This window comes from Pseudomonas sp. TE12508, from assembly GCF_056279485.1.
The window spans coordinates 13,487-25,907 of record NZ_JBWCCN010000012.1 but is presented as its reverse complement, the minus strand read 5'-3'; the positions used below and the strand labels follow the sequence as shown (position 1 = coordinate 25,907).

The window sequence follows — 12,421 nt, the reverse complement described above, 5'->3', positions numbered from 1 at the left end:
TTGGCGATCCGCAAAAGGTCGCCATGGGAGCATCAGTGTTGTTGCACAAAGTCCAGAATCAGCCGGTTGACCTGCTCGGCCGCTTCCATCTGCACCATGTGCGCCTGGCCCGGTAGGATTTCGATCCGGGCTGTCAGGCCGGCACTGTGGGCCGCAGGAATGATCGCGTCGTCACCGCCCCAGATCAGCAACACCGGCTGCCGGCTTTCTTGCACCACGTCGCGCAGATCGAACTGTTGCCGTCCTTCTTTGAACAATCCCGAAACCAGCTGGCGCAGGGCCGCGTCCACCCCTTCCAGGCGCTTGTACTTGAGCATGTCTTCGAGCATCTGCCGATTGACCAGTTCGGGGTCGGAGAACAGTTGCACCAGCTGTGGCTTGAGGGCATTGCGGCTGGCCGCCTCGACGAAACCTTGCAGGTAATCGCCGTTGATTTCCGCGCCCAGACCGGCGCTGCCGATCAAGCTCAGGGAACGTACCCGTTGTGGAGCCAGACGCGCAGTGTTCAGTGATACCGCACCGCCCATGGAGTGACCCACCAGATGCGCTACGGGAATGTCCAGGTGATCGAGCAATGCCAGCACCACGCCGCTCAGCTCATCCAGGTCTGCGCGTTCCAGCTGTTTGGTCGACTCGCCATGGCCTGGCAGATCCAGAGCGATCACCCGGCGTTCGGCAGCCAGTGCTTCATGATTGAACATCCAATTGTTCAGATCACCGCCAAACCCATGCACCAACAGCAACGGCACCCCGCCTTCGCCGCGCTCGAAGTAACGGATCAGCCGCCCGTCCAGTTCGACCTTCTGCGGCTTCGGCCCACTGTCTACCTCGGCTCCGTCACCCGGTACGAACGCGGCCTGAAACTGCTCGATCACCGCATCGATTTCGGCCTCGCTGGCTTCGCCGTCGACCACAATGCCGAGCAACGCACCGACCGCAAGGGTTTCATCCTGGCGCGCGATCTGCCGACGCAACACACCGGAAAACGGCGCCTCGACGCTGCTGGAAATTTTGTCGGTTTCCACATCGAGTACTTCATCGCCCTTGGCGATCGCCTGGCCCTCCTCCTTGAGCCAGACATCGACCCGGCCTTCTGTCATCGACAAGCCCCACTTGGGCATCGTCAGGGTATGGATCTGGCTCATGAACGCTTGCTCCACTCGATCAACTTGAGCACGGCGTTTTCGATCTTCGCCGCATCAGGGATATAGAGGTCTTCCAGGGCGTCGGAGAATGGCACCGGTGTGTGCGGCGCAGTCACCATCTCGATTGGCGCCTTGAGCGAGGCGAACGCTTTTTGCGCCACCAGGGCCGAAATGTCGGTGGCCATGGAACAGCGCGGGTTGGCTTCGTCGATCACCACCAGGCGCCCGGTTTTTTCCACGCTTTCGAGAATGCTGTCTTCGTCCAGCGGGCTGGTGGTGCGCAGGTCGATGACCTCGCAGTCAATGCCTCGCGCGGCCAGGCTGCGGGCTGCCTCCATCGCCGTATTCACCGTGCGCCCATAGGAGACCAGCGTCACGTCCTTGCCATCGCGCAGGAAATTGGCTTCACCGAACGGGATGGTATAGAGCTCTTCCGGTACCTCGCCCTGCATGCTGTAGAGCAGTTTGTGCTCACAGAAGATCACCGGGTCGTTGTCGCGGATAGCCTGGATCAACAGGCCCTTGGCGTCGTAAGGGGACGACGGGCAGACGACTTTCAGCCCGGGGATGTGGGTCCACAACGATGTGAGCATTTGCGAGTGTTGGGCCGCTGCCCGCAGGCCCGCGCCGACCATGGTGCGAATCACCAACGGAGTGGAGGCCTTGCCACCGAACATGTAGCGAAACTTGGCCGCCTGATTGAGGATCTGGTCCAGGCAGCAACCGGCAAAGTCGACAAACATCAATTCACACACCGGGCGTACGCCGCAGGTCGCTGCGCCTACCGCGGCACCGACATAACCCAACTCCGACAGCGGCGTGTCAAGCACGCGTCCGGGGAATTGGTGATAGAGGCCCTTGGTCACGCCCAGTACCCCGCCCCAGGCGTCGTTTTCACCGGGAGCACCGGCGCCGCCAGCGACGTCTTCCCCCATGATGAACACGGTGGGATCGCGGCGCATTTCCTGGGCCAGAGCTTCATTGATTGCCTGCTGATAACTGATTTTTCTCGCCATGATGAAGGTCTCGATTCTTGTTATAGGGGGCGTTCAGGGATAGGAAACGTAGACGTCGGTCAGCAGGTCGGCCGCACTCGGCTTGGGGTCGGACTTGGCCTTGCGCACGGCATTTTCGATCAGCAGGTCCACTTCGCTATCGATCTGGTCCAACTGGCTGGCATTAATCAAACCGGTCCGGGTGGTGCGTTCGCGAAACTGCATCAGGCAGTCATTGTGCTCGCGGAAATACTTGACCTCGTCCGGTGCCCGGTAGGTCTGGGCGTCGCCCTCGAAGTGACCGTAATAGCGGGTGAGCTTGACCTCGATCAGCGACGGTCCTTCACCCGCTCGAGCCCGTTCCACGGCGGCACCGGCGGCTTCGTGAACAGCGAAAAAATCGAAGCCGTCGACGGTGACCCCAGGCATGCCGAAGCCGGCCGCGCGGTCGGCGATGTGATCGCACGCCACAGACCAGTTGGAGGCCGTGGCCTCGGCATAACCATTGTTCTCGGCAACGAACAGGCACGGCAGGTTCCACACCGAAGCCATGTTCATTGCTTCGAACACCGCACCTTCATTGGAGCCGCCGTCGCCGAAGAACACCACCGCGACGCTGTCCGTACCTTTGAGTCTGGCGGCCAGAGCCGCGCCCACAACCAACGGTGCGCCGGCTCCGACGATGCCGTTGGCGCCGAGCATGCCCTTCTCGAAATCGGCAATGTGCATGGAGCCGCCCTTGCCCTGACAAACCCCGGTTTTCTTGCCGTAGATTTCGGCCATCATGCCGTACACATCAACGCCCTTGGCGATGCAATGGCCGTGGCCACGGTGGTTGGAGGCGATGCAATCATCATCCCCCAGGTGAGCCATGACACCGGCGGCCGAGGCCTCTTCGCCGGCATAAAGATGGACGAAACCGGGAATCTCGCCGGTGGCGAACTCCACGTGCAAGCGCTCTTCAAAAACGCGGATGGTGCGCATCACCCGATAGGCATGCAGCAATTGATCAGCGGTCAGCTGTGTCGACATTTTTATTCTCCAGGGTGTCTTGAGGCTCAGGTTTCAAGGTGCAAGGTTCAAAGGGTGTTGCGGATGTTCACGGCCGATGGCCAGCAGCCGCTCTCGCGCTGCATAGGCCAAGGCCGCATTGACGTCGATGCTCAGCGGACCGCCGGCATCGAGGGTAACGGTGGGTAAGTCATGGGCGTTGAATTCGATTTCCCGCTCGCCATCCAGGGCCAGGGTGCCGCTGGTCAGGCACAGACGATGGGCAACGCCGGGTTCAAGGCTGGCGGCGGCGAGCACGCCGCAGCCTTGCAACAGCCCGGGCGCCAGTGGCACCAGCAACGCTTCGCAAGATTGCGGATCAAGGCGCATCCAGGCGCCATTGGGGGCTTGGCGCGATACCGGAAACCACAAGCCACAGAGCGCCGAAATGCCAATGGACTGAGGTTCGGCGAAGGTTACAAACACCTCCGCCAGATCGATCCCGCGGCTGATGGCGCGGGCGCCGATAAACGGCAGCGAGGACACCGCCACGTCCACCAAGGCCACTTCGCACAGGTCGCGGTTCGCAATCCGCACCAGCAGACGTTTATTGCGGCGCAAAGCGATTTCGGGTGGAATCCGCCCGCTGGCGAACAACCCGCCGGCCAGCCCGGCACTGGTGGCCTCACGCAGTTCCGGGAAGGCATTGTTAGTCCCTGTCGACAGCGTCAGCAGTGGAATGTCGCCGACTTCTGCAGCCACCGCTTTGTGGGTACCGTCACCGCCGAGTACGGCGATCAGCGACACGCCGCGTTCAGCCATCCAGCGCGCAGCCTGGCGAGTGTCCGCCACGCTCTGGCGCAAGGTAAGGTCGAGGAACTCCAGGGTGGGCCAGTGGCTGTCACGCGCCTGGCGGCCATGACTGTTCTTCAACACCGCAGCGGCGATGCCGGTCATGTCGGTGGGCATCAGCACCCGCTCTACACCGGTGGCACCAAAAGCTGCCAGCAGCCGCTGGATCACCGAGACCTTGTCGGTGCTGGAAAACAACCCGGCATTCGCCGTCAGGCGCCGTACATCCCGGCCGGACGCCGGGTTGGCAATGATGCCGACGGTCAATGGCAAGCGACTCATGCCAGCACCACAGGTAGAACAGAGAAAAGGCCTCGGCTGGAGGACATAGGGCACCTCTTTTTATTATCGGGTTGGCAGCGCACTTGTTGCTGGGACTAGGTTGCAGGGGCTACGTTTCAGGGACTAGAGCAAGGCCGGTGCCAGATTTGCAAAAAAGCGCCAGGATGCCTGTTCCAGAGCGGCTCCGACTTGAGCCCATGAGGGTTGGGATCACGCTCGATTGAGACGTCCCATGTCAGCCAGCACGGGTTTGTGGTGAGACCTTGAGACGTTGCGTCTCACCGCCGCCGTGAGTGAACCGATGCTTGTCGAGCGTTCCTGAACGGCGCTTAATGGCCGCACAACTAAAAGAACATCGAACCGGAGACCTTAAATGCTTTCCGCCCACTCGAAGGCGCACGTGGATTGCGTCAGCCGTGTTTTGAAGAACGCAGCGCACCTGCCGCAACTGCCTGTGCCGGACTTGATATTGGACTCCTGGCGCCGCTCCATGGAGCAACACCACCTGGACCCCGGCTCATTACAAGGGCCACGGATCCTTTCGCAGAACGTGCTGCAGGAGTGTCAAGAACGCTCCGAACTGTTCCTGCGCATCGCCAGCGAAGAAGTCGCCCGCCTCCATGGTCGCGTGCGCGATGCCGATTACTGCGTATTGCTTACCGATGCCCAGGGCCAGACCATCGACTACCGCGTGGAAAGCACTATCCGAAATGACTGCCGCAAAGCCGGCCTGTACCTGGGCACCTGCTGGTCAGAAGGTGAGGAAGGCACCTGTGGGGTGGCCGCGGTGCTGACCGCACGAACACCGGTCACGGTGCATAAGCGAGATCACTTCCGCGCCGCTTTTATCGGACTCACCTGCTCTGCTGCTCCCGTCTTCGACCCTCGGGGTGAACTGCTCGGAGTGCTTGATGTGTCCGCGGTGCGCTCTGCGGACGACCGCCGTTCGCAACACCTGATCCGGCAGATGGTGGTGCAGAGCGCGCGGGAAATAGAACAGGCGTTTTTCATGAGCAGTGCCCAGGGCTACTGGGTGCTGCGGGCTCACAACAGCCCGGGCTACGTCGACAGCCAACCCGATTACCTGCTCGCCTGGGACGATGACGGACGCCTGCAGGCGCTGAACCCTGCGGCGCGGCAGTGGCTGTTGCAAAGCTTTGGCTAGCTGCCGGAACACATCGACCAAGTGTTCGATCAGCAGTTATTGCATCGGGCCAGGGACGAATCGCTTTGCCTGCTTCACGGCCAAGGTGGCCGCCACGCCTTGCATGGACGACTCAGCGCGCCACGGCGGGTCAAACGCAACCCTGCGCGCCGGGTGCTGTCACCCGCCGAGCTCGACCCGCGCCTGGAAGAAAGCCTGCGCCTTGCGGTACGGGTCAAAGACCGCAATCTGCCGGTTCTGATCCAAGGGGAAACCGGTTCTGGCAAGGAAGTCTTCGCCCGGCAGCTGCACCAGGCTAGCCTGCGCCGTGAGCGACCTTTTATCGCGGTGAACTGCGCAGCGATTCCCGAAAACCTGATCGAAAGTGAGCTGTTTGGTTATGTGGCCGGCGCTTTCACCGGTGCCTCGAGCAAAGGCATGCAAGGGCTGCTGGAACAGGCCGATGGCGGCACTCTGTTTCTCGATGAAATCGGTGACATGCCCCTGCCCCTGCAAACCCGCCTGTTGCGGGTTTTAGCCGAGGGCGAAGTGGCGCCCCTCGGAGCATCACGGAGCAAAGCGATAGACATTCAGGTCGTCTGCGCGAGCCACCGCGATCTGGAAGCGCTGGTGACCTCTGGGGAGTTTCGCGAGGACCTGTACTTTCGCCTCAGAGGTGCGCGATTCCAGTTACCGCCGTTGCGCGAGCGCAGCGATCGGCTGGCCTTGATCAACCGGATACTCGAAGAAGAATCGTCGGCCTGTGCGATAGCGGTGCAACTGGGAAGCGCCGCGCTGGAATGCCTGCTCGGCTATCGCTGGCCGGGAAATGTGCGCGAACTGCGGCACGCGCTGCGTTACGCCTGTGCGGTGTGCGAGACCCATTTGGTTCTGTTGAGTGACTTGCCTGAGCAACTGCTCGGCCATCGACCCAATGATCCGGCTTCAGCTGACACCGTGGAACGCTGCGCCAGTCCGGAACGCCAGGCACTCATCGATGCCCTCGTGCGTCATCGCTGGAAACCCACCGCCGCGGCCAAGGCCTTGGGCATCTCACGGGCAACGCTGTATCGGCGGGTGCATCAACATGACATCGACATGCCTGGCAGAGGCTAACCACAGCTTCATCCGGCCGCCCCGCTCGTCGCCGGAGGGGCCTATGGGTGCCGATCAAACATTTCGCCGCTACAATGCGCACCTTGACCGTGACAAGCCAGACTAAAAAATATGTCCCTGCCCAAACATCACCTGGAACTGCTCAGCCCCGCCCGCGACGTGGCCATCGCCCGAGAGGCCATCCTGCATGGCGCCGACGCCGTGTACATCGGGGGTCCGAGTTTCGGCGCCCGCCACAACGCCTGTAACGAGGTGAGCGATATCGCCCAATTGGTGGAATTCGCCCGTCGCTACCACGCCCGGGTGTTCACCACCATCAACACGATCCTGCACGACAACGAGCTGGAGCCGGCCCGCAAGCTGATCCACCAGTTGTACGACGCCGGCGTCGACGCGCTGATCGTCCAGGACCTGGGCGTGATGGAACTGGACATTCCGCCGATCGAGCTGCACGCCAGCACCCAGACCGACATCCGCACCCTGGCGCGGGCGAAGTTCCTCGACCAGGCTGGCTTCTCCCAATTGGTACTGGCCCGCGAGCTGAACCTCCAGGAGATCCGCGCCATCGCCGACGAAACCGATGCGGCGATCGAATTCTTCATCCATGGCGCACTGTGCGTGGCGTTCTCCGGCCAGTGCAATATTTCCCATGCGCAGACCGGTCGAAGCGCCAACCGTGGCGACTGCTCCCAGGCTTGCCGCCTGCCCTACACCCTCAAGGACGAAAAAGGCGGTGTCATCGCTTACGAAAAACACCTGCTGTCGATGAAGGACAACAACCAGAGCGCCAACATCCGCGCGCTGGTGGAAGCCGGCGTGCGCTCGTTCAAGATCGAGGGTCGCTACAAAGACATGGGCTATGTGAAGAACATCACCGCCTGGTATCGCCAGCGCCTGGACGATGTCCTCGAAGACCGCCCGGACCTGGCCCGCGCGTCCAGCGGCCGCACCGCGCACTTTTTCCTGCCCGATCCGGAAAAGACCTTCCACCGTGGCAGCACCGACTACTTCGTCAGCGACCGCAAGATCGACATTGGCGCCTTCGACACACCGACCTTCACTGGCCTGCCGGTGGGCGTGGTGGAGAAAGTCGGCAAGCGCGATCTGCTGGTGGTCACCCACGAACCGCTGTCCAACGGCGACGGCCTCAATGTGCTGGTCAAGCGTGAAGTCGTGGGCTGGCGTACCAACATCGCCGAGCCGAAGGGCGAGTTCGAAGAGGACGGGGAAAAGCGCTACCGCTATCGTGTGGAACCTAATGAGATGCCGAAAGGGTTGCACCAGTTGCGACCGAATCACCCGCTGAGCCGCAACCTCGACCACAACTGGCACCAAGCCCTGCTCAAGACCTCCGCCGAGCGCCGGGTGGGTGTTGCCTGGGTCGCTCGCCTGCGTGAGGATCGCCTGGAACTGACGGCCACCAGCGAGGAAGGTGTCAGCGCCAGTGTCGCCCTGGACGGTCCATTCGGTCTGGCCAACAAGCCGGAGCAGGCGCTGGAACAGCTGCACGACCTGCTCGGCCAACTGGGCACTACTCAGTACCACGCCACGGCTATCGAGCTGGATGCACCGCAGGCGTATTTCATCCCCAACTCGCAGCTCAAGGCCTTGCGCCGCGAGGTCATCGAAGCGCTGACCGCGGCCCGCATCAAAGCCCACCCACGGGGTGGTCGCAAGGCCGAGACCAATCCGCCACCGGTGTACCCGGAGTCGCACCTGTCGTTCCTGGCCAACGTCTACAACCAGAAAGCCCGCGACTTCTATCACCGCCACGGCGTCAAGTTGATCGACGCTGCCTATGAGGCTCACGAGGAAACCGGCGAGGTGCCGGTGATGATCACCAAGCACTGCCTGCGTTTCTCCTTCAACCTCTGCCCCAAACAGGCCAAGGGCGTCACCGGCGTGCGCACTAAAGTCGCGCCGATGCAACTGGTGCATGGCGATGAGGTGCTGACGCTGAAGTTCGACTGCAAGCCTTGCGAGATGCACGTGATCGGCAAGATGAAGGGGCACATCCTTGACCTGCCGCAACCGGGCAGCGTGGTGCAGCAGGTCGTCGGCCACATCAGCCCTGAAGAGCTGCTCAAGACCATCCCTCGTGCGCCCCACTGAGTGACTGGCGAGCGCGCCGCTACGGCGCCGCGCTCGCTGCGCTCGCAAGACGGTTGAATGTTAAAGGACTCACTCAGATGGATTTGCAGGCATAAAAAAACGCCAGGCCGGATCGGCGTTGGCGTTGGCGTTTTCTGTAAAGACGACTCTCCAGGACTCCCGCACTACCTGCCGGCGGAGCCATACTTGGATGAGTATAAGGAAAATGGCAGGGGCGGCTGGATTCGAACCAACGCATGGCAGGATCAAAACCTGCTGCCTTACCGCTTGGCGACGCCCCTGTATCTGTAGCGAGTGCCCTTGCGCTACAAGCCCTGTAAGGGTCGCTGCAAGAACGGGCGGGAATTTATCAACTTTCTCTTCGTCTGGGAAGGCCAACACAAAAATATATTTGTTTTAAAACAGATGCTTACTCTTGATGCTGGAGGGTGCCATGGCGGCTGTTACCGATACTCTGAAGCTGTTTCTCGCCGGCGATGTCATGACCGCCCGCGGCATCGACTCAGTACTGCCACATCCTGGCGATCCGCGTCTTTACGAAGACTGTGTCAAGAATGCCGGCGTTTACGTCCGGCTGGCAGAAAGACTCAATGGCCCGATTCCCCTCCCCGTCGATTTCACCTATGTCTGGGGCGCTGCGCTGGATGAGTTCGAACGTCGCCAGCCACACGCACGCATCATCAATCTGGAAACAGCGGTGTCGCGCCGCGGACGACCGGAGCCAAAAGGCATCAATTACCGCATGAGCCCGGAGAACTTCCCGGCCATCAGCGCAGCCGGCATCGACTGCTGCGTGCTGGCCAACAACCATGTGCTGGACTGGGGAGCCGCCGGCCTGGCCGATACGCTGGATACTTTGTCGAGCAACGGCATGTGCAGCGCCGGCGCCGGGCACAACCGGCAATCTGCCGAAGCACCCGCTGTACTGCCGCTGCCTGGCGGGCGACGCTTGTTGGTGTATGGCCTCGGCGCACCTGACAGTGACATACCGCCGGACTGGGACGCCACGGACAGGCGCGCAGGCGTTGCGCGCCTGGAGGATCTGTCGATGCACAGCCTGCGCCCTGTGGCCGAACGGATTCTCCAGGGTAAAAAACCGCGGGACCTGGTGGTCGCCTCCATTCACTGGGGCGGCAACTGGGGGTTCGATATCCCGCGCGAGCAGGTCCGGTTCGCCCATGCCTTGATCGACGAAGCCGGAGTTGACGTAGTGCATGGACATTCCTCACACCACATCAAGGGCATCGAGGTGTACCGCGAACATCTGATTCTCTATGGCTGCGGTGATCTGCTGAACGATTACGAAGGCATCGAGGGCCACACAGCCTTTCGCGGCGACCTGGGGCTTCTGTACTTTGCCTCGCTGGACCCGAACGGGCACCTGCAGTCGCTGGATCTGGTCCCCACTCACCTGCGTGGCTTTCGCATCTGTCGCGCCGAAGGGGATGACCGTCAATGGCTGCACGACACCCTTTCTCGCGAGTGCGCACGCTTGGGCAGCAGCATCCAGCCGGGCTCGAAAAATGCCTTCGAGTTGCGTTGGTAAGAGCCTCTGGACATGTGAAAGCCCAGGGAACTCTCCAATGCCAGTCAGCTAGCAATTTCAGCCACGACGCAATCCATGTAGCAGCTGCCGAGCCCGCGAGGCTGCGTTCGGCTGCGTAGCAGTCGTGAGTCCGATAGATGCAGTCTGCCTGACACACCACAATTTCTGATTTTACGACTGCTTCGCAGCCGAACGCACCCTCGCAGGCTCGGCAGCTGCTACGGATAACATTACGGCTTAACTGACTGGCACTAGGCAACCTTCCCGGTTTTTTTCGTTTCTGCGTCGCTTTTGCATTTTTGTGCGACAGATCCCACGTCAGGGACTCCCGTACCACTCCCATGTGGTGTTAGTTTGGAAAAGTTTCTGACTCATCGACCAGATATTTCTTACAACCTGCCTGCAAAGGAATGCCCCCAACAATGGATTTTTCACTCAAGCACCTGGCCGCGACAACCCTGATGCTGGCCAGCCTTTCGTCGTTCACCACGTCAGCGCACGCCAACATCACCCCGCAACAGAGCGCGACCATCCTCAAGACCTTCAGTGACACATCGGTCACCGATTTCAGGCAATTCCTGGGACGCCTGGCCACGAGCGACCTTGCCCACACCAGCGACCTCGGCCCGGCAATCAGTGCCTTCCAGGGCGACAAACCGCTTACCGCTGAACAACAGAACGAGATCCATCGCCTGCTTGGCCTCTATGCACGGGTGAAATACGGCAACGCGGCCACCGAGACCCTGCGCGAGCTGGTGGCAATCCCGACCTTCCGCGTGGACGGCGTTGCCCAGCACGACAATCCCGAATTCATCAAGATCGCCGACAAGCTCAAGGGCCTTGCCCAAGCGTTCAACCTGAATTTTCGCAACATCGACAACCGCGTCTATGAAATCTCCCTCGCAGGCAATGGCGACGAAGTCGTAGGCATTCACGCGCATGCCGATGTGGTGCCCGTAACGCCGGAGAACTGGGTCCTGAAAGACGGCACCCGACTCGATCCGTTCAAGGTCACTCTGGTCGGTGACCGCCTGTATGGCCGCGGCACCGAGGATGACAAGAACGGTATCGTGGTGGCGCTCTACGCCATGAAGATCATCAAGGAAGAGAAGCTGCCGCTGGCGAGGAATTTCAAGCTGCTGGTAGACACCACCGAAGAAACCACCGGCGACGCCATCCCCTATTACTTCGAACACAACCCGACGCCCAACTACAACCTGGCGCTGGATGGCGGCTATCCGGTGGTGATTGCCGAGAAAGGCTACGGCACCGTCATGGCCAGTTTTCCTCGGCGCGCCGCACAGGGCAAAGGCGCCGAAATCACTGCAATGACGGGGGGCCTGGCAACCAACCAGATTCCATCGACGTCGGTCGCCACCCTGGTAACCGCCAAGCCCGCCGAATTGGCTGCCAGCCTGCAGAAGGCAGGTAGCGATTATGCCAAGCGCAATGGCAGCAACTTCGAGGTGAGCGCCAAGGTCGTCGGCAAGGACGTCAAACTGACAATCACCGGCGTTTCCGCCCACTCCTCCGAGCCCGAATCGGGCGTCAATCCGGTAGCAAGGATGCTGGACTTCATCAACAGCCTCGACGGGAAGGTCGCGCTCAAGCACAACCACATTACCGACGCCGCCCGCTACGCCGCCGACAACTGGGGACTGGACTACCTGGGTGGCAAATTGGGGGTCGGCTTTTCCGATGACTTCATGGGACCGCTGACCGCATCCCTGACCTATGTCGGGATGGATGAAAAAGCCTTCAAGCTCGCGGTCAACCTGCGGGTGCCCAAGGGCAAATCCCCGGAAGTGCTCAAGACCGAAATCGCCGACAAGCTTGGCACCTGGAGCAAGAAGACCCACATTGCGGCGGCCTTTGACTACTCGATCGCCGAGCCGATGCACCGCAACCCTGAGGGTGAATGGGTCAAGGCCCTGCTGGCCGTGGCCAGCGAAAACCTCGGCATGGAACACAAATTCGGCACCTCTGCCGGCGCCACTTCGGTCCATGAGTTACCTAATGGCGTGCAGTTCGGCCTGGCCAGGCCCGAGGTCAAGTACACCGGCCACAACGACAACGAGTTCAAGACCGTCGACCAGTTCCTGCTGGACCTGCAGATCGTGACCGAAATGTTCGGGCGCATCGGGCAGATGCCGAAACTCTGATCCTCCCCTTTCGGACCCGCTATTCTGGCGGGTCCACTTCTATGCGACTGAGGCTGGTGGCCTTCCATGCCTGGTCG

7 protein-coding genes, 1 tRNA gene and 1 pseudogene are annotated in these 12,421 nt (G+C 61.2%); 4 read left to right on the top strand and 5 right to left on the bottom strand.

Features of this window, described 5'->3' with window-relative positions:
* Positions 1-32: 32 nt before the first annotated feature.
* From ACZ9IM_RS17305 to ACZ9IM_RS17290, 4 genes are read right to left on the bottom strand one after another with little or no spacing between them, the layout of a single operon-like run.
* Positions 33-1,145, bottom strand: a complete 1,113-nt coding sequence (locus ACZ9IM_RS17305; protein ID WP_476224536.1) for an acetoin dehydrogenase dihydrolipoyllysine-residue acetyltransferase subunit — start codon at positions 1,143-1,145, stop codon at positions 33-35.
* A complete protein-coding gene (locus tag ACZ9IM_RS17300; protein ID WP_123494889.1) occupies positions 1,142-2,161 on the bottom strand; it encodes an alpha-ketoacid dehydrogenase subunit beta in 1,020 nt (339 codons plus the stop codon). The genes ACZ9IM_RS17305 and ACZ9IM_RS17300 overlap by 4 nt, the downstream gene beginning before the upstream one ends.
* Before the next feature lie 33 nt (positions 2,162-2,194).
* Positions 2,195-3,172, bottom strand: coding sequence for a thiamine pyrophosphate-dependent dehydrogenase E1 component subunit alpha (locus tag ACZ9IM_RS17295; protein ID WP_095631147.1), 978 nt, complete (start codon positions 3,170-3,172; stop codon positions 2,195-2,197).
* 33 nt (positions 3,173-3,205) lie between these two features.
* The gene (locus ACZ9IM_RS17290; protein ID WP_476224535.1) at positions 3,206-4,264 is read right to left on the bottom strand and encodes an ATP-NAD kinase family protein; all 1,059 of its coding nucleotides are present in this window, start codon (positions 4,262-4,264) and stop codon (positions 3,206-3,208) included.
* Between the two features lie 373 nt (positions 4,265-4,637).
* Here ACZ9IM_RS17290 and ACZ9IM_RS17285 point away from each other — a divergent pair.
* A pseudogene (locus ACZ9IM_RS17285) lies at positions 4,638-6,524 on the top strand (sigma-54-dependent Fis family transcriptional regulator).
* A 111-nt stretch (positions 6,525-6,635) separates the two neighbouring features.
* On the top strand, positions 6,636-8,636 hold the full coding sequence (locus tag ACZ9IM_RS17280; RefSeq protein WP_476224534.1) for a peptidase U32 family protein: 2,001 nt from the start codon (positions 6,636-6,638) through the stop codon (positions 8,634-8,636).
* Between the two features lie 206 nt (positions 8,637-8,842).
* On the opposite strand, the gene ACZ9IM_RS17275 is transcribed toward ACZ9IM_RS17280, so the two are convergent.
* A tRNA-Gln gene (locus ACZ9IM_RS17275) sits at positions 8,843-8,917 on the bottom strand.
* A 152-nt stretch (positions 8,918-9,069) separates the two neighbouring features.
* Here ACZ9IM_RS17275 and ACZ9IM_RS17270 point away from each other — a divergent pair.
* Complete coding sequence (locus ACZ9IM_RS17270) at positions 9,070-10,182, top strand: CapA family protein (RefSeq protein ID WP_476224533.1); 1,113 nt, start codon at positions 9,070-9,072, stop codon at positions 10,180-10,182.
* A gap of 422 nt (positions 10,183-10,604) precedes the next feature.
* Positions 10,605-12,344: a dipeptidase gene (locus ACZ9IM_RS17265; RefSeq protein ID WP_476224531.1), complete on the top strand. Its 1,740-nt coding sequence runs from the start codon at positions 10,605-10,607 to the stop codon at positions 12,342-12,344.
* The last annotated feature ends 77 nt before the right edge of the window (positions 12,345-12,421 follow it).

Bases quoted from the DNA above. Each gene is read 5' to 3' on its own strand.
- ACZ9IM_RS17305 (WP_476224536.1), bottom strand. From the start codon at position 1,145: ATGAGCCAGATCCATACCCTGACGATGCCCAAGTGGGGCTTGTCGATG.
- ACZ9IM_RS17300 (WP_123494889.1), bottom strand. From the start codon at position 2,161: ATGGCGAGAAAAATCAGTTATCAGCAGGCAATCAATGAAGCTCTGGCC.
- ACZ9IM_RS17295 (WP_095631147.1), bottom strand. From the start codon at position 3,172: ATGTCGACACAGCTGACCGCTGATCAATTGCTGCATGCCTATCGGGTG.
- ACZ9IM_RS17290 (WP_476224535.1), bottom strand. From the start codon at position 4,264: ATGAGTCGCTTGCCATTGACCGTCGGCATCATTGCCAACCCGGCGTCC.
- ACZ9IM_RS17280 (WP_476224534.1), top strand. From the start codon at position 6,636: ATGTCCCTGCCCAAACATCACCTGGAACTGCTCAGCCCCGCCCGCGAC.
- ACZ9IM_RS17270 (WP_476224533.1), top strand. From the start codon at position 9,070: ATGGCGGCTGTTACCGATACTCTGAAGCTGTTTCTCGCCGGCGATGTC.
- ACZ9IM_RS17265 (WP_476224531.1), top strand. From the start codon at position 10,605: ATGGATTTTTCACTCAAGCACCTGGCCGCGACAACCCTGATGCTGGCC.